Consider the following 16,814-nt stretch of genomic DNA (forward strand, 5'->3'; position numbering starts at 1 on the left):
GCCATGGCCTACCTGTCATTCACCCGCAATTTTGAAGACGTCATGATCAACCGCGCACTCGGCGCAGTCGACAAAGGCTTTTATGTGGACGTGGGTGGCTACATGCCCATCTCGGACAGCAACACCTGCGCCCTGTACCAACGCGGCTGGCGCGGCATTGTGGTCGAGCCGCAGGCGCGCCTTCACCCGCAATGGGCCAAACACCGGCCCGAAGACATCCTGGTCGGAGCGGCAGTGGGCGAAGCCGATGGCGAAGTGACCTTCAACGAATTCCCGTGGAACGACCAAGCGGCCACCATCACCCCCGAGATTGTGGCCATGCACCAGCGCGAAGGGCGCGAGGTCAAAAGCTACACCGTGCCCTTGGTCACGCTCAACCGCTTGCTCGAAAAACACCGCCCGCAAGGCGATGTTCACCTGCTGAGCATTGATGTGGAAGGCGCTGAAAAGTCGGCATTAAACGGCTTGGACCGCACCCGCTTCCGGCCTTGGCTGATCGTGCTGGAAAGCGTGCTGCCCAACCGGCCCCAGGCCAACTACGGTGAATGGGAGCACCTGCTGCTCTCTACCGGCTACGAGTTTGTGTATTTTGATGCGGTCAACCGCTTTTACCTGGCCCAAGAGCACCTGGACCTGCGTCAACATTTCAGCTACCCGCCCTGCGTGTGGGACAACTTTGTGGACCACCGCCTGCACCACGCACAACAGGTGGCCGCGCAAGCCCAGGCCGAACTCGCGCAGCTCAAAGCCCGCCTGAAAGAACTTGCCGGTTAAGCGCAACCTGCACCCGGTCAAGCACAGCAGGCCAACTGCGGTCAGCGCCCTGACGGAATAGTTGCATGCCGGGGTACCACGGACTGTCGTCACGCCCCAGCAGCCAACGCCAGTCCGGGCTGTAGGGTAACAACAGCCACACTGGCTTGCCCAAAGCCGCCGCTACATGGGCGACCGAGGTGTCTACCGCCACGACCAGGTCCATGTGCATGATCAAAGCCGCGGTATCGGCGAAGCTGTGCAGTGCATCGGCCCAAAGCCGCACCCCCAAGGCCTCCGGGTTGAGGGCCAGATCCGCAGGGCGAAACTCTTTTTGGAGCGCATGGAACTCAGCGTCCACGCTCAGCAGAGGCGCCAATTCTCGGAGTGGCATGGTGCGGTTATGGTCGTTTTTGTGCTCAGGCCTCCCCGACCAGACCAGCCCCACCCTGAGCCGCTGCGGCGCACCCAGACGCTGCGCCCAAGCGGCAACCCGCCCGGCGTCTGCGGCCAAATAGGGCATGCGGGCCGGCACTGAATCGGGCGCTGTTTGCATAGCGCGTGGAAGGCTGAGCAAGGGGCAATGCAAATCAAAGTGGGGCAAGGCGTCGCCCTGGCGTAGCCAAAGGTCCACCCCGTCCAGCGAATGCAAAAGAGGTAATAAAGGCGCCTGCACCTCCATGTACACCCTGGCACCCATAGCCTTCAGCAGAGGGGCGTAGCGGCAAAACTGAACGGTGTCGCCCAGCCCCTGCTCCGCGTGCAGCAGAATGGCGGCGCCTTTCAGGCTCTGGCTCCCGCTCCACAATGGCGCGACAAACGGGCGCACCGCCGTGCGCAGCTGCTCGGTGTGCCAACGCCATTCATAGTGGGCAAAACCCTGGGCAAAATCACCGCGCAGCAAATGGCAAATCGCGAGGTTCAGGTGGGCACCACTGCAATCGCTGTCCAGCAACAACGCGCGTTTATTCATAGCCCCAGAGGCGTCAAGATCCATCTTCTCCTTGAGGAGAGTAGAGCAGTTGACCAGCGCATCCAGAAAGTCAGGCTCCAGCCCGATCGCCTGCTGGTAACTGTCCAGGGCATCTTGCATGCGCCCCATGCGCTTGAGCAAGACGCCGCGGTTGGACCATGCCTGCGCATAGGAGGGCCGCAGCGCAATAGCGCGATCATAGGCGGCCAGTGCCTCGGGGAATACATCCAACTCGCGCAGGGCGTTGCCGCGGTCCAAGCAAGCGACCGCCATATCAGGTTGGCACTGCAGGGCCCGGTCGAATGCCGCCACCGCGTCTTGCCAACGCGCCAGATCGTGATAGGCCAGCCCCAAGCCGTGCCAGCTTTGCGCATAGCCGGGCTGCAGGTCCAAAGCCTTGCGGTAAGAGTCCACTGCTAGCAGGCTTTCGCCGGTGTCCCGCAGCGCGTTTCCGCGGTTGCCCCAGGCTTGGGCGAAATCAGGCTGCAGGGCAATCGCCCGGTCATAACAGGCCAAGGCCTCTTGGGGCCGGCCCAAGGCGCGTAGCACCAAGCCCGTGTTGGACAGCACCGCTGCATGGTCCGGTTGCAAGCGCAGTGCACTCTCCAGCAAAACCAGCGCCAAGGCGTGTTGCCCCATGCGGTGTTGGGTGAGCCCGCGCAAGTGGAGTGCCTCCACATGGCCCGGGGAGCGCACCATCAGGCGCTCCAACGCACCGTCTGCTGCGGCATAGTCCGTTTTCGCAAAGTGCTGTACGGCTGTTTGCAGCAGCGTGTCTACCGTGGCGGCATGGGCCGGCTGCAGTGCAGACATGGGAGTCGGGTCAGGGGGTGTCGCGGTTGGGGCTCAGCAGTTCGTCGATGTAAGACACCACCGAGTCCGCCGGCACGCCTGCCTTGTTGAACAAGCGCAAGCGCTGGAAGATATGGTCGTAGCGGGCCTGCGCCAAGTCGCGCTGTGCCTGGAACACCTTGCGCACGGCCTCCAACACATCGGCATTGGTGCGTAAACCGGAAGCTTGGCCTTTGAGTGTGCCCTCTAGCGCCACGCGGCTGGCATCGAGCACATCTTCGTAGGCCAGCAATTTGGAGCTGCCGGTTTGAATGATCTGGTAGAGGCGGCTTACTTCAACCTCGAGGTTTCGCTTCTCGTTAAGCCACTCGGCTTCTGCTTTGTTCTTTTCGGCCAGCGCCTGCGTCACCGCGGCCTTGACGGCGCCGCCGCTGTAGATCGGGATATTGAGTTGCAAACCAATCGCGCTTTGGTTAACCGACTGGTTCAAGCTGCTGATCGATTCATTGCGGCTGTTCGACACGCTGGCAACCAAATCCAGGCGCGGCATATGACCGGCATTGCTACGGGCCACTAGGGCATCCGCAGCCTCCACCAGGTAGCGCTTGGCTTGTACATCCGGGTTGGCGCTCTCCGCCTTGTCCTGCCATTCTTGAAGGCCCGCAGGTACCAGCGGCGGTGGTGAAAATTCGTCTTCGAGCCGCACCACCAATGGCTGGGGTACGCCTGTCATGGCCTCAAGAGTGTCCCGGGCGCTCATCATCTGGTTCTTGGAGTCTGCCCACTGCACCAGCGTCAAGCTCAGATTCGCGCGGGCCTCGGCCACTTCGGTACGGGTACCCTCGCCCTGTTCAAACCGACGGCGCATCAGGTTGCGCTGGGCCACCGTGGCGTGCACTTGGGCATGCAGCGAGAGAAATGCATCCTCTGCCAACATCCGCTGCAAATAGGCCACCGCCAAACGGTCCACCAGCTCTGCCTTACGGGCCACAAAAGTGGCTTCGGCATTGCCGACTTGGGCATTGGCTTGGCGAACCCGTGCCGTGCCTTCGAGGTTGAGCAAGGGCGCACGCAAGTTGATGCTTTGCACCGGGGCCCGGTAATCTAGGTTGTTGGTTTTGGCACTGCTACCGGCTACGTCGTACTGCTGGGTGCCTTGCACCACGGTGTCAGTAATGGAGGCATTTACCGTGGGCAGCACCCCGCTGCGTGCCAATGGCAGGGCCTGTTGGCCCGATGCCAAAGTCGCTTTGGCGGACTGAAAACGGGCATCGTTCTCCAGCGCGGCACGGTAGGCTTTTTCGAACTCGCCGGCGTGCACTGCAGGCCAGACGGTGCAGAGGGCCAAACCGATGAGCGCAACACGACGCAAGGTATGGTGCGTAAAGGGCGAACGTGTCATGGCTCTATGAGTGCCCGGTGCATCCGGTCCGTCAGTGGCTTGAGCAGATAGCTCATGAAGGTGCGCTCCCCTGTCTTGATGAAAACATCCGCCGGCATGCCGGCCTTGACTTCCTGACGCTGCAGTTTTTGCATTCCATCGGGTGTGACTTCAATGACCAGCTTGAAGTAACTGGCATTCTGCCTTGAATCGGTGGCGGCATCGGCCGCGACCTGCACGATGCGACCTTCGATCCTTGGCGTGGTGGCTTGATTCAGTGCACTGAACAAGATTCCCACCTCCATGCCCGGCTTGACCTTGTCAATCAGGTGGGTGGCCAGAGGGGTTTCGATGCGCAAGACATCATCTTGTGGAAATATCTCCATCAAAGGCATGCCATTGCTGACCACGCCCCCTACGGTGTGGACGCTCAGGCTCATAACCGTTCCGCTCACAGGGGCCCGCACCTCGACGTTGCGGACCTCGAACTCCAGCCCGCGCAGCCGCCCCTCCAGCGTTGCCGCTTCGCGCTGAACATCTGACAACTGGGACTCAATATCCTTGCGCTGCTCTTGCAGCCGTGCAGCGACGCGGGCACGACCCTCGGCAATTGCCTGCCGGGTTTTGCCTGCGCTATTGAGGTCTTCCGCCACGCCGCCTTGAATGCTTGCATACAAGCGCTCTTGCTCAGACACCCGGTTGCGCGGGAAGAAACCATCGTCCGCCAAAGACTTCTGGTTACGCAGCTCTTCGCGCAACATGCGGCTTTGCGACTCCTTGGAGTACTTGGCGGCTTCTTGTCCTTGTACTTGGAACTCCAAACCACGCAAGGCGGCATCCATGCTTTGGAGTTCGTTCGTCCGCAATTGCCTGCGGGACTCCAACAAACGGCTTTGCAAAGCCATGACCTCCATCACCCGTGTGTCTTCTCCCAACTCCAACAAAGCGGGGGGAAAGTCGATCGTCGATCGCCCCTGTTGCTCGGCCTCCAGGCGTGCTTGGGTGGCCAGGGCCACGAGCCACTGCCCTTGCGCGATGCTGAGTTGTGCGCGGGCGCTGGTGTCGTCCAGCCGGACCAATACCTGCCCCGCCTGCACCTGAGCACCATCCCGCGCCAATATTTCGGCCACTTTGCCACCTGTCAGGGGTTGCACCAACTTGCGGCTGCCGCTGACCACTACGGTGCCCGATGAGGTCACCGCAGCATCAAGGGGTGCCATGGTGGCCCAGGCCATGAACCCGCCAAAGCCGAATAAAAGCAATAGCCAGCCCCAGCGGATGGGGCGGGCGTCATTCAGGTCCACCGACACCGTAGAGCCGAAGGGGGCGTTTTGGAGCGTGCTACTCATCTCAATCACCGAACTTCAGATTGAATGGCGGCATGCCACTCGCCCCCTCGGGGGCTGCGGGAGCAGGCGGAGCCGCAGGCGCTGGAGTTGCAACTGCAGGAGCAGGTCTCGCTGGAGCTGCTTCAGCGGGTGCCGCAGTCACTGCAGGCGGCTGGCGGTTCACCAGCACCGGAGGGGTCATCCCGCGCGGCGGGCCTGCGGAGTTGGCGGCCGCCGGAGGTGCCGGCGGCGGCTCGAGGGGCCTGCCATTGAGCGCAGCCAAGACTTCCTCACGCGGCCCATAAGCCGCCAGAGTGCCTTCGCGTAAAACCAATAGTTTGTTGGCTGCGCCCAGCGCCGACGGCCGGTGAGTGATGATGACCGAGGTCCGCCCGCGTGAGGACAGGTCTTTGATGGCGTCTGTCAGTGCCTTTTCGCCGGCGTCATCGAGGTTGGAGTTGGGCTCATCCAGCACCACCAGCACCGGGTTGCCGTAGAGCGCTCTCGCAAGGGCAATACGCTGACGCTGCCCGCCGGACAATGCCGCACCTGCTGCGCCCACCGGCGTGTCATAGCCCTGGGGCAGACGCAGAATCTGCTCATGAAAACCCACCCGCTGTGCAGCCACGACCACCTGCTGGGGGTCGATGTCGCCAAACCGGGCAATGTTCTCGGCCACGGTGCCATCAAACAGCTCAATATCCTGAGGAAGGTACCCAATGAATGGGCCCAGCTCCTGCTTGTTCCAACGGAACAAGTCTGCACCGTCTAACCGCACCGTACCGGACAGTGCCGGCCAGATCCCTACGAGCAAGCGGGCCAGGGTCGATTTGCCTGCACCACTGGCACCGATGACGGCAACGGCATCACCCGCCTGGATCTGGAAACTGATTTGTTTCAGGATGGCCGCACGCCCACCCGGGGCAGCAGTCACCACATTCTCAAAAGCGACCTGCCCGCTGGGCGCGGGCAACGACATGGACGGAGGCCGTGATGGAAAGGCCTGCAGCATTTCCCGCAATCGCTGATAGGCACTGCGCGCTGCGGCTAGCGAGGCCCAATTGCCCACAAGCCCCTCGGCGGGTGCCAGCGCCCGGCTGGTCAGCAGCGAGACCGCAATCATCATGCCGCCGGTCATCCGCCCGTCCAGCACCAACAGGGCCGCCAGCCCCAGTGACAGAGACTGCATGGCCATGCGCACAAAACGGGTCAGGCTCTCCATAACCGCTGCGCGGTCACTCGCGCGGGCTTGCAAGCCGATTTCTTGGGTGTGGAGCCCTTGCCAGCGGCGCTGAATCGGGCCCAGCATGCCCATGGCTTCAATGACCTCCACGTTTTGCAGGTGGCTGCTGAGTTCGCGTTGGGACTGCATGTTGTACTTTTGCGCCTCGTCCAGGGCGGCTTTGGCCAGCTTTTGGTTCAGCCAGGTAATGGCAACCAGCACCAGCGCCCCGGCCAGCGTGAACGCCGCAGCCTCCGTAGAGAAAGACGCAATGATCAAGAGATACAGCGGGGCCCAAGGCGCATCAAATACGGCAATCAAACCCGGGCCGGTCAGCGTTTGACGCAGGGTGGTGAGGTCATGCAGGGGTTGGGTGCTGCTGTTGCCGGGCTGGCGGAGCATGCGCTCATAGGTCGCGCCCAAAACCCGCAGGCCCATCAAATGGTCCAGCCGGGCACTCACCCGCACCAGCACCCAGGCGCGGATAGTCTCCAGCGCTGCCATGAACAAAAAGGCGCCCACTACCAACAAGGTGAGGACGAGCAAGGTGGTTTCGTTGCGGCTGCCCAGCACCCGGTCGTACACCTGCATCATGTAGAGCGAAGGCGCCAACATCATCAGGTTCAAGAACCCGCTGAACACCGCCACCGTCACAAACGCCGTGCGGAGCTGGCGCAGCGCGTGCCTCAGCTCGTCAGGGGGTGCAGAAGGGGTGGAAGCCATGAAGGGGTGAGTACAGATAGAGCCGGTTCGGCCACCATCTTACGTACGCACCCTTGAGCCAAGGCGCGAAACAGCGCCTGAAAAACCGCGGTTTTCTAGTGCAAAAACTGGCGCTGACCTTCGAAACGCTGCTCGAAATGCGCAAGCCATGGCTCGGCGAGGTAGCGGATCTGGGCATCGTTGTGAAGAATACGCTGCATGATGCGCGTTTTCTCTGCCTTGGCAGCGGCATCGAGCTCTTCGCTGCGGGCCCGTTGGCGGAGTTGCTCGATAAGCACTGCGCAAGCACCTTCGAAGCGCATCACACCATCCCAGTCTTCAGCCTTGGCGGCTTCCAACATTTTGGCGCTGCTGTCTTCGATGGCTTTGTAGAAGTCGATCAGCATTTGAGTCATGGCGAATTCCCCGCGCATCAGACGGGCTGCAAATATGCAGGGCCTTGGCCATTGATTTGCTTCCAGCCATTCGCCACAGGCTCCATAACGCGCTGCACCTCTTCGATCACAGTGGCATCGCTGCGAATGTTGGCTATCGTGAGCCGGTTCACACAGTAGCTGTACAGATCATGCAGGTTTTGGGCAAGCTCGCCGCCATCCTGCAGGTTCAACGGGGCCAGCAAACCTTCTTCAAGGATGCGGATGGCGTGGTTGATATGTTTGCATTTATTCGGAATATCGCCGTTCTGGATGGCGACACGAGCACTGCCCAGCGTTTGCTGCAGTGCATCAAACAGCAGCACCACCAGCTTGTGGGGATCTGCATTGTCAACGCTGGTCTCGATGCCAACGCGCTTGTAGGCAGAGGCGGAGCGGGAGCTGACGGAGGTAAACATGCTGCAATTCCTTGAGGAGATGCTTTAGTTATCGGCACTTGCCTCGACAAATCAAGTTTTTATCCTCAGGAAATACAGGGGGTTTCAAAACGCTATTTTTTCTATAGCTACTAGCACAATAGATACGGGGGCTAAGCCCCATTTTCACCCTCTAATTCTTAGCTGGTCGATTTATTCCAGGTGGTCACTTGCTGCGCCACATAGGCATTCAGGGCAGTCAGGCTCGCCATTTTGGTGTCCAGCGCGGTGTATTGCTTTTTCAGTCGCTCTTCGACCAGGGTGGCCCGGTTATTGATCTTGGTTTGCTCGGTGGAGTTGTTATCCAGCGCTTTTTTCACGGCATTGGTCTTGTTAGTGACCGCCCCAGACGCTGAGAGCAGTCCGTTCGCAAAGTCCTTGATCCGCACCCCGAAGCCATTTGTGCTGTCCGTTCCACCAAAGTTGGTGAACAGCTTCTGGATGTTTTCCACGTCAAAAAATGCAGCGGTCAACTTGGTGGAGTCCAAACTGAGCGCTCCGCCAAGCTGAGCGGTGATACCGACATCGGCCAAGCGGGAAAACGTGGAGCCGGTGTTGTTGACCGAGCTGATCAAACCTCGGAATGCCCGTTGCAAGCCATTGGTAACCGAGTCCCCCTGAAGCGGCCCTGCTGTTTTGCTGGAGGGGTCGTAGGCCGTCGCATCCGACAGGGTTGCGTTCAGGGTGTTGTAAGCGGTGATGAATTCCTCGATGTTTTTCTTGATCGAGCCGGTATCTTTGGCAACGACCACCTCCACCGGTGCAGTGGTGACTTGATTGAGATTCAGTGTCAATCCACCCAAAACTTCGGTCAACGTATTCTTGGGCGACGTTACTGCCACGCCATTAACCGTTGCCTCCGCGTTTTGCGCGGCCTGGTTTTGCGTCATGTTGGCAGTTGCCAAGCGCGACAAGTTGCTACCGACACCTGCGCCCTCTGTCACCGTCACGTTGAATGCGCCGGCCGTGCCTGTGTCAGTGGCACGCAGAATCAAATTCACTTTACCGGAACCATCGGTCAACACACTGGCGGAAACGCCTAAGCCGGATGTGCTGTTGATCTTGTTGGCAATCTGGGCCAAGGTCCCCTCGCCCGAATTGATGGTGATATCCACCGCCGCCTTAGTGCCAACCTGGATGCTCAGGGTGCCTGCTCCGATTTGCTCTGTCGCGGTGGGCAAAGGAGTTGCAGTGGGGCCGGTCGGTAAGGAGACCGATTGTGCTTTAGCCAGTTTTTGGACTTCGACGCTGTACGTGGCAGCCGCTGCACCGGTCGATGCAGTAACGCCGAGTGCGGCCGAATTAGACGAGGTCGCGGTCGTACCCTTCCAGTTCAACACGCTGCCAAGCTTGGTGGCCGCACTGACTACGGATGAAATCTGCGATTGAATGGTCCCCACCGCAGAGAGCTGGGTCTGCAAGTTGGTCGCCTTCGACTGCAAGGCTTTCAAGGGCTGCTTTTCCAAAGCGGAAAGCTGGGAAATGATGCTACTGACATCCAGGCCACTGCCCAAACCCGTTGATGAAATCGCCATACCTGACCTCCAGACTGATGCCAACCACGATTATGGTGAGGCAAATCACTCTCTAAAGGCTTAAGTAATCGGCAATCACCCGCCAAACTCAAGTGCGACGCCCACAAAAAAAGCGACAACCGGATGAACGGTTGCCGCTTTGGCCTGCCGACAACGGCCCGAAGGCCGCGTGGAAGAGACTTAACGCAAGAGAGCCAACACGCCCTGAGGCAACTGGTTGGCCTGCGCCACCATGGCAGTGCCGGCCTGCTGCAAGATCTGCGCGCGGGACAGATTGGCGGTTTCTGCAGCAAAGTCCGCATCTTGAATACGCGAGCGGGAGGCGCTTGCGTTTTCCGAGGTGACCGCCAAGTTGGACAACGTGGATTCGAAGCGCGATTGGATCGCACCGAAGGATGCGCGCTGTCCGTTCACGGTGGCGAGTGCCGCATCTGTGATTTTCAGGGCTAATGTGGCACCCTCAACGGTAGTCAGATCAATTTTGTTCACGGCGCTCAATGCAGAGGCGTCGTCTGTTGTGAACAGGGCAGAGGCCGACGTTCCAATAGAGAAGCTCTTCTCGGAATTCAACTCCACAGAACCGACAGTCACCGCCGTACCGCCAGCCGCTGCCATCGATGCAGCAGTGCCGAAGCTAGGTTGGGTAGCCACCGAGTTGTCTTGGGCTGCCAAGGTTGCGACCGCAGTGACAGAGTTGTTCGTAATGTCAATGTTGTCACCCGCAGAACTGCGCAAAATAATACCGTCCTTGCCCGCATTCAACTCTGCAGTGATACCGGTAGTGCCAGACACATCGTTGAAGGCATTGACCGCACCTGCCAAACCGTTGGCATCGCTTGCTGCGACCGTGAAGGAAATACTGACGGCCGTATCGGTATTCGCGCCCTTTACCTCCAAGGCCACGGTACCCGTAGTGGTGGTAAAAGATAGTTCCGAGATGTTTCGCGCTGTGGCGGTCACCCCAGTCAAATCGGACTGGCCATTGATTGCAGCCGCAGCTGTTGCCGCTGTATCTGTCGCGGTAAGCGTGACAGTGGCACTTTTCTGACCATTTATATCAACCGCACCAGCGAGGGATGTCGCAGTGGCATCAGCGGCAACGCTGGTAGATTGACGAATCTGAGCACCGTAAGTATTGGTACGGAAGTTGCCGGTAGTAGTGGTGATGGTTTGATTGGCATTCGCCCCCACCTGGAAAACCGAGGTGCTGGCCGTACCATCCAACAGATTCTTGCCGTTGAACTGCGTAGTTGTAGCAATGCGATCCAATTCGGCAATCAGCTGGTTGGCTTCAGCGTTGATGGCCTTGCGGTCGCTGGCGCTGTTAGTCGCGTTGGCAGACTGGACAGACAACTCGCGCACACGCTGCAAGATGTTGCTGGAGGAAGACAAGGCACCTTCAGCAGTTTGCGCCAAGGAGATACCGTCATTGGCATTACGGGACGCTTGGTTCAAGCCACGAATTTGCGAACTGAAACGCTCAGAGATGGCCAAACCTGCAGCGTCATCTTTGGCGCTGTTGATGCGCAAGCCTGAAGACAAACGCTGCATGGAGGTCGACAAGGACATTTGCGAACCGGTGAGGTTACGCTGGGCTGTCAACGAGTTGACATTGGTATTGATGGTGGAAGCCATTTTGGTAACTCCTTAAAAAGACTCACTTAATCCGGCGGAATGCCGATCTCAACGCCAGCATTGCTGCTGACACCATGACCGGCGCACCCCAGGAGATGCCTTCCGGACGACGAGCCCGCTATGAACCCGTTGGTTTTGTTTTCGGGCGTTCTCCAAAAAACTTTAGGTGAATCCGTAGCGCGACTGCCTTATCACGCCGCTTTTGAGAAGAAAAAACGATTAGCCAGCACTTCGCAAGCTTGTTTTCAGATTTAAGGGTTAACCCCTATAAAGATTCTAGAATCCGAACGGATATGGCCGCTTTTCCGCCCGCTTATTGCGTTTTTGCCAAAAACGCGAATCTCCAGAATTCACCCCATCGTTACTGATTGTCTGCAGGTACGCAGGCTTTGCAATCGGCGGCGACGCCGGTTCATTCTTTTTAGGAGTTTCGCAATGGCCTCAACTATCAACACCAATATCCAGTCGCTGACTGCACAGCGCAACCTGTCGATGACGCAAGCTTCTTTGACGACATCGATGCAACGCTTGTCCTCAGGCTTGCGCATCAACAGCGCCAAAGATGATGCTGCCGGTCTCGCTATTACCGACCGCATGACCTCGCAGATTCGCGGCCTGAACCAGGCCGCTCGCAATGCCAACGACGGCATTTCCTTGGCACAGGTAGCAGAAGGTGCGCTAAGCAGTACATCAAACAATCTACAACGCATCCGCGAGTTGGCAGTTCAGTCGGCTAACGGCACCAACAGCGCCAGCGATCGCCTCGCTTTACAGCAAGAAGTGATGCAACTTACCACTGAAATTTCCCGCGTGGGCAGCCAGACCGAGTTCAATGGTTTGAAATTATTGGATGGCAGCTACACGACACAACAGTTTCAGGTGGGCGCCAACGCCAACCAAACTATTGGCGTGAGCGTCACCAGCGCCCGCGCTGTGGACATGGGAAACAACTCGGTGACCTCCGCAGCGGTTGCCCCCAGTATTGCCACGGCCGCTGCTGGACCTAGTTTGGCCGGGACAGCCAATGGATTTTTGGCGCAAACGTTGACGCTGGCGGGCAACGGTACGGTAAACACCATTCCCACCACGGGCGATTTGCCAGACGGAACTAGTGCTAAAGCGGTCGCAACTGCAATCAACGCTTTCACCGCCTTGAGCGGAGTGACAGCAGTTGCGACAACCAAAGCCACCATTTCTGGGGTGTCCCTAGGATCTGTGCAATTCCAATTGCAAGGAAGTAACCTGCCGCCTGACGCAACCCCTATCACCGTCTCTGCCACTATCAACAACACGAGTGACCTTGCTCCACTCGCGCAAGCCATCAACGCCCAAAGCGGCTCTACCGGCATCACTGCGGTAGCGGACAAGGTCGGCAATTTAGTGCTAACCCAGGCTGAAGGCGATGACATCAAAATTCTGAATATGGGCGTCACCGGTGGCCTGACCGGAGCCACGGTAGTGGGCGAGGACACGCTGACCCCAGTGACCTTCCAGCCCGCTGTCGGTGGCACCCCCGCGCCACCGACGAGTGATCAAGCAGTTGCCGTGGGCGGCAAGGTCGCGCTGAATTCATCAACCGGATTCACAATTACCAGCACCGACGCCACAGGCACGCTGATCACCGGCGGAAGCCAAGGCAGTGCGCTCTCGTCCGTCGCAAAAATCGATATCAGCACCCAAGAGGGCGCCAATGCGGCACTGCTGGTGGTAGACGGCGCTTTGGCATCTATCAGTGCCAACCGCGCACAGTTGGGTGCGGTGCAGAACCGGTTCCTGACAACGATCGAGAACTTGCAAACCAACAGCGAAAACCTGTCCGCCTCACGTTCGCGTATTCAAGATGCGGACTTTGCGATGGAAACCGCCAACCTCTCGCGCACCCAGATCCTGCAACAGGCCGGCACCGCGATGGTGGCCCAGGCGAACCAATTGCCACAGGGCGTGCTGCAGTTGTTGAAGGGCTAAGACGGGGGCCCTCCCCGGCTTAGGCCGCTTCATTGAATTCCGCCGTGCAAACGCGCGCTCCTGCGAGCGGGCCTGCACCCGTTCCATTTGCATTCCGAACTTAAGTTGGTGACTCGCGTGCCGATATGGATGCAGTGTCACCTTGTTTTGGCGCGACTCTCTGGCTGCGATCTGGTCCATGTAGGCATTTTTCCTACACGGTGTTCCGGCAGAGCTGACACGCGGATTAGACGAATTCCGATTTAAGTTCTTCGCCCCCCCGCACAGAATTCGCTCCATGGTGATTCAAACGAATCGCCCCCACTCAGGAGCTGAATCATGCGTAACGAACAAATCCTCGCCGAGATCCGCGAAGCCAACATGACCTACCTCATGCTGGCGCAAACTCTCATCCGTCAAGACAAAGCCGAAGCCCTGTTCCGCTTGGGCATGTCGGAAGAAGCTGCAGACATGATCGGCGCCCTCTCCCCCGCCCAGATCATGCGCATTGCCTCCGGCAACATGCTGCTGTGCCGCTTCCGTGTCGATGACGACATCGTCTGGAACCTGCTGACCAATCACTCGGTCAACAAGGTCGACAACGACGCAACCACCAAGCTGCACGCCAGCATCCTGATGGCCGGCCGCTTCGCTGAAGCCGTCTGACCCCACCCAAGCCCGACCCGATTTAGTCCAGGAGCAGCATCATGGCAACCCAGAAAAGTGTTTTGAACGATTCCAAGCAAGTGGAACGCGCAGTGTCTTTGATTCAGCTGGGCGCGCGCCTGCAAGTGCTGGAGAGCGAAACCGAGTTGTCATACGAGCGCCTGCTGCGCCTTTATAAAGAGGTGGCAGGCCGCTCACCGAGCAAAGGCCAATTGCCTTTCTCGACCGAATGGTTCCTGACCTGGCAGCCCAACATTCATGCGTCCCTGTTCCAGAACACTTATGAGTACCTGACCAAGGTGAGTGCCATGGAAGACATCGACGCCATCATGGCGGCCTACCGCCTCTATACCGAGCAAATCTCTGCCTGCGGTGTAGAGCCCTTGTTGTCTATCACCCGCGCATGGCGCTTGGTGAAGTTCATTGACAACAATATGTTGTCCATGACCAAGTGCTCCAAGTGCGGTGGGCACTTTGTTTCTGAAGCCTATGAAAACTCGCGTCATTTTGAGTGCGGCCTCTGCAGCCCCCCTGCCCGCGCCGGAAAAGGTGCTTCCACCGGTGGCATACTGCTCCACTAAGCTACTAATTTAATAGCGCATAGTGCATATATCTATTGGGCGCCAAGCCTATTTGAAGACATAGTCAAACCATCGGCTACGGCGGGCGATATGATCGTACTGGGCCCGAAAAGCCCCGCTGTTCAACCCTTGAGGCCCACGACCTCCCTGTCACAATGAAACTATGTTTGTAATCATCGGTTGGGTTGTTACGCTTGGTCTGCTGTTTGGGCTTTTTATCGCTCACGGCGGAAATGTGGGTCCCATCCTCAAGGCATTGCCTTGGGAAATGGGGATGATCGGGGGCGCGACGGTAGGCGCGTTTCTGGTGAACAACCAGATGAAGGTCATCAAGGCCACCATGAAGGGGCTGGGCGCTTGCTTTAAAGGGAGCAAGTACTCCAAAGCCCGCTACATGGAACTATTGGCCTTGTTGTTCGATATCTTGCAAAAAGCCCGCAAAGAAGGGCTGATGGCCATTGAAAAAGACGTCGAAGAGCCCGAACAATCCGAAATTTTCAAGAAGTATCCGACTGTGGGCTCCGACCACCACGTGGTGGAATTCATCACAGACTACCTGCGCATGATGGTTTCAGGCAACTTGAATGCCCACGAAATCGAGTCCATCATGGATAGTGAGATCGAAACCCACCACCACGAAGAACATGCTGCGGTATCTGCCATTCAACGCGTGGCGGGTGGATTGCCTGCATTTGGCATCGTGGCTGCGGTGCTAGGGGTGATTAAAACCATGGGCAGCGTGGGCCAACCGCCTGCGGTGTTGGGCGGGATGATCGGCTCGGCGCTGGTAGGAACGTTTTTGGGTATTTTGCTGGCTTACGCCTTCGCTGAGCCACTCGCAGGTCTCCTGGAGCAAAAGAACGAAGAGGCAGGCAAAGAACTCCAGTGCATCAAAACAGTGTTGTTGGCAAGCATGCAAGGCTACAACCCTTCCACCGCTATCGAATTCGGCCGCAAAGTGCTGTACTCCACCGAGCGTCCGACCTTCGGCGAACTGGAAGCGCATGTCAAAAAGAAATAAGAGCGGGAGCTTCTGAGCATGGCAGGAGACGCCAAGAAACTCCAACCCATCATCATCAAGCGGGTGAAGAAGGGCGGCCACGCCGCGCACGGTGGTGCTTGGAAGATCGCGTATGCCGACTTTGTGACGGCCATGATGGCCTTTTTCTTGTTAATGTGGCTGCTTGGAAGCACCACAGAGGGCGACAAAAAAGGTATTTCTGACTACTTCCAGTCGCCATTGAAGGTCGCGTTACAAGGCGGTGCCGGCGCTGGAGCCAGCAACAGCATAATCACCGGCGGTGGCAACGACTTGACCCAGTCTGCAGGACAGTCCAAGCGCGGCGAGGGCACAGACTCCAAAGCCAAAAAGAGCGCTGGCGACCAGCGCAAAATCGAGCGGGCGAAAAAAGACGCCCAAACTTTGGCCGCCGTCGCTGCGAAAATTGCCAGCAGCATTTCCAGCAACCCGCGGATGGCTGAATTCAGCTCGCAAATCAAGCTCGAAATCACACCAGACGGACTCCTGATCCAAATTGTAGATGACCAGCGCCGACCCATGTTCGACATTGGCAGCTCGGCAGTGAAGCCCTATATGCGGGAGATCCTGAAGGAAATCGGGGTAACCCTGACTGATATCGATAACAAAATCAGCCTGGACGGCCATACCGATCAAGCCCCTTACGGAAACGCAGCACGCGGATACAGTAACTGGGAGCTTTCCGCGGACCGGGCCAATGCAAGTCGCCGCGAACTGATTGCGGCCGGGATGCCCGAAGACAAGTTAGCGAGAGTGGTCGGGATGGCCTCGAGTTTGTTGGCGGACCCGCAAAACCCCTTGAGCGCCACAAACCGGCGCATTAGTATCTTGGTTATGACCAAAGAGGCCGAGGAGCGGCTGTTGAGCGGAGCGGTGATCCCACTGGAAAATGAGTCGGAAACACCGGAACCCGTGATGGAAAGCAAAAAAGCCAGTCCGTGAAATCTCTAAAATTCAGTCATACTCGTTAAAATCAAAAATCGTACGGTCAAAGGTTATTTATGTCTAAAGAATTGCGCTTTCTCATCGTCGACGATTTCTCCACCATGCGACGGATCGTGCGTAACCTCTTAAAGGAAAGCGGCTATGCCGACGCCGATGAGGCAGAAGACGGTGTCGCGGCTCTACAAAAACTGCGTAACGCGACCTTTGATTTTGTGGTCAGCGATATCAACATGCCCAACATGAACGGGTTCCAGTTGCTCGCTGAAATCAAGAAAGACGAGAAACTCAAACATATTCCGGTTCTGATGGTTACGGCTGAAGCTCGTAAGGAAGACATCGTGCTCGCTGCCCAGCAAGGTGCATCCGGGTACATCGTCAAGCCTTTTACGAAGGCGACCCTGGAGGACAAGGTCAACCACATTCTCACCAAGATGGGATTGAAATAAT

The 16,814-nt window shown here is 58.1% G+C and carries 15 protein-coding genes; 7 read left to right on the plus strand and 8 right to left on the minus strand.

What is annotated here, in order from left to right:
• Positions 1 to 3: 3 nt before the first annotated feature.
• Positions 4 to 774, plus strand: coding sequence for an FkbM family methyltransferase (locus tag U5L73_RS00130; RefSeq protein WP_322560472.1), 771 nt, complete (start codon positions 4 to 6; stop codon positions 772 to 774).
• Here U5L73_RS00130 and U5L73_RS00135 read toward each other — a convergent pair.
• From U5L73_RS00135 to U5L73_RS00170, 8 genes are all read right to left on the minus strand, one after another.
• Complete coding sequence (locus U5L73_RS00135) at positions 743 to 2,539, minus strand: tetratricopeptide repeat-containing glycosyltransferase family protein (protein ID WP_322560473.1); 1,797 nt, start codon at positions 2,537 to 2,539, stop codon at positions 743 to 745. The two genes, U5L73_RS00130 and U5L73_RS00135, sit on opposite strands and share 32 nt — an antisense overlap.
• Positions 2,540 to 2,549: 10 nt before the next feature.
• Entirely contained in the window at positions 2,550 to 3,920 is a 1,371-nt protein-coding gene (locus tag U5L73_RS00140; RefSeq protein WP_322560474.1) for a TolC family outer membrane protein, read from the minus strand.
• Positions 3,917 to 5,248 carry an HlyD family type I secretion periplasmic adaptor subunit gene (locus U5L73_RS00145; RefSeq protein ID WP_322560475.1) on the minus strand — a complete coding sequence of 444 codons (1,332 nt, stop codon included), beginning with the start codon at positions 5,246 to 5,248 and terminating at the stop codon, positions 3,917 to 3,919. Before U5L73_RS00145 ends, U5L73_RS00140 begins: the two co-directional genes overlap by 4 nt.
• A 1-nt stretch (position 5,249) precedes the next feature.
• Positions 5,250 to 7,172 carry a type I secretion system permease/ATPase gene (locus U5L73_RS00150; RefSeq protein ID WP_322560476.1) on the minus strand — a complete coding sequence of 641 codons (1,923 nt, stop codon included), beginning with the start codon at positions 7,170 to 7,172 and terminating at the stop codon, positions 5,250 to 5,252.
• A 95-nt stretch (positions 7,173 to 7,267) separates the two neighbouring features.
• The gene (locus U5L73_RS00155; protein ID WP_313874175.1) at positions 7,268 to 7,567 is read right to left on the minus strand and encodes a flagellar protein FliT; all 300 of its coding nucleotides are present in this window, start codon (positions 7,565 to 7,567) and stop codon (positions 7,268 to 7,270) included.
• Between the two features lie 17 nt (positions 7,568 to 7,584).
• The gene (gene fliS / locus U5L73_RS00160; RefSeq protein ID WP_322560477.1) at positions 7,585 to 8,004 is read right to left on the minus strand and encodes a flagellar export chaperone FliS; all 420 of its coding nucleotides are present in this window, start codon (positions 8,002 to 8,004) and stop codon (positions 7,585 to 7,587) included.
• A 158-nt stretch (positions 8,005 to 8,162) separates the two neighbouring features.
• A complete protein-coding gene (gene fliD, locus U5L73_RS00165) occupies positions 8,163 to 9,557 on the minus strand; it encodes a flagellar filament capping protein FliD (RefSeq protein WP_322560478.1) in 1,395 nt (464 codons plus the stop codon).
• A gap of 180 nt (positions 9,558 to 9,737) precedes the next feature.
• On the minus strand, positions 9,738 to 11,192 hold the full coding sequence (locus U5L73_RS00170; RefSeq protein ID WP_322560479.1) for a flagellin: 1,455 nt from the start codon (positions 11,190 to 11,192) through the stop codon (positions 9,738 to 9,740).
• Positions 11,193 to 11,627: 435 nt separating this feature from the next.
• Here U5L73_RS00170 and U5L73_RS00175 point away from each other — a divergent pair, with 435 nt between their 5' ends.
• The 6 genes from U5L73_RS00175 (at position 11,628) to cheY (ending at position 16,813) form a co-directional block, all read left to right on the plus strand.
• A complete protein-coding gene (locus U5L73_RS00175; RefSeq protein ID WP_322560480.1) occupies positions 11,628 to 13,157 on the plus strand; it encodes a flagellin in 1,530 nt (509 codons plus the stop codon).
• A gap of 318 nt (positions 13,158 to 13,475) precedes the next feature.
• Positions 13,476 to 13,802: a flagellar transcriptional regulator FlhD gene (gene flhD / locus U5L73_RS00180; RefSeq protein WP_313874180.1), complete on the plus strand. Its 327-nt coding sequence runs from the start codon at positions 13,476 to 13,478 to the stop codon at positions 13,800 to 13,802.
• 41 nt (positions 13,803 to 13,843) lie between these two features.
• Entirely contained in the window at positions 13,844 to 14,383 is a 540-nt protein-coding gene (flhC, locus tag U5L73_RS00185) for a flagellar transcriptional regulator FlhC (RefSeq protein WP_313874181.1), read from the plus strand.
• A 163-nt stretch (positions 14,384 to 14,546) separates the two neighbouring features.
• Complete coding sequence (gene motA, locus U5L73_RS00190) at positions 14,547 to 15,404, plus strand: flagellar motor stator protein MotA (RefSeq protein ID WP_322560481.1); 858 nt, start codon at positions 14,547 to 14,549, stop codon at positions 15,402 to 15,404.
• Between the two features lie 18 nt (positions 15,405 to 15,422).
• On the plus strand, positions 15,423 to 16,364 hold the full coding sequence (motB, locus tag U5L73_RS00195) for a flagellar motor protein MotB (RefSeq protein ID WP_322560482.1): 942 nt from the start codon (positions 15,423 to 15,425) through the stop codon (positions 16,362 to 16,364).
• 59 nt (positions 16,365 to 16,423) lie between these two features.
• Positions 16,424 to 16,813, plus strand: a complete 390-nt coding sequence (cheY, locus tag U5L73_RS00200) for a chemotaxis response regulator CheY (RefSeq protein ID WP_313874184.1) — start codon at positions 16,424 to 16,426, stop codon at positions 16,811 to 16,813.
• Position 16,814: the final 1 nt, after the last annotated feature.

The organism is Rhodoferax sp. (genome assembly GCF_034520025.1).
In the GTDB taxonomy this organism is placed as follows: domain Bacteria; phylum Pseudomonadota; class Gammaproteobacteria; order Burkholderiales; family Burkholderiaceae_C; genus Allorhodoferax.

Coding starts and splice junctions, on each gene's coding strand:
- U5L73_RS00130 (WP_322560472.1), top strand. CDS start 4: ATGGCCTACCTGTCATTCACCCGCAATTTTGAAGACGTCATGATCAAC.
- U5L73_RS00135 (WP_322560473.1), bottom strand. CDS start 2,539: ATGTCTGCACTGCAGCCGGCCCATGCCGCCACGGTAGACACGCTGCTG.
- U5L73_RS00140 (WP_322560474.1), bottom strand. CDS start 3,920: ATGACACGTTCGCCCTTTACGCACCATACCTTGCGTCGTGTTGCGCTC.
- U5L73_RS00145 (WP_322560475.1), bottom strand. CDS start 5,248: ATGAGTAGCACGCTCCAAAACGCCCCCTTCGGCTCTACGGTGTCGGTG.
- U5L73_RS00150 (WP_322560476.1), bottom strand. CDS start 7,172: ATGGCTTCCACCCCTTCTGCACCCCCTGACGAGCTGAGGCACGCGCTG.
- U5L73_RS00155 (WP_313874175.1), bottom strand. CDS start 7,567: ATGACTCAAATGCTGATCGACTTCTACAAAGCCATCGAAGACAGCAGC.
- fliS (WP_322560477.1), bottom strand. CDS start 8,004: ATGTTTACCTCCGTCAGCTCCCGCTCCGCCTCTGCCTACAAGCGCGTT.
- fliD (WP_322560478.1), bottom strand. CDS start 9,557: ATGGCGATTTCATCAACGGGTTTGGGCAGTGGCCTGGATGTCAGTAGC.
- U5L73_RS00170 (WP_322560479.1), bottom strand. CDS start 11,192: ATGGCTTCCACCATCAATACCAATGTCAACTCGTTGACAGCCCAGCGT.
- U5L73_RS00175 (WP_322560480.1), top strand. CDS start 11,628: ATGGCCTCAACTATCAACACCAATATCCAGTCGCTGACTGCACAGCGC.
- flhD (WP_313874180.1), top strand. CDS start 13,476: ATGCGTAACGAACAAATCCTCGCCGAGATCCGCGAAGCCAACATGACC.
- flhC (WP_313874181.1), top strand. CDS start 13,844: ATGGCAACCCAGAAAAGTGTTTTGAACGATTCCAAGCAAGTGGAACGC.
- motA (WP_322560481.1), top strand. CDS start 14,547: ATGTTTGTAATCATCGGTTGGGTTGTTACGCTTGGTCTGCTGTTTGGG.
- motB (WP_322560482.1), top strand. CDS start 15,423: ATGGCAGGAGACGCCAAGAAACTCCAACCCATCATCATCAAGCGGGTG.
- cheY (WP_313874184.1), top strand. CDS start 16,424: ATGTCTAAAGAATTGCGCTTTCTCATCGTCGACGATTTCTCCACCATG.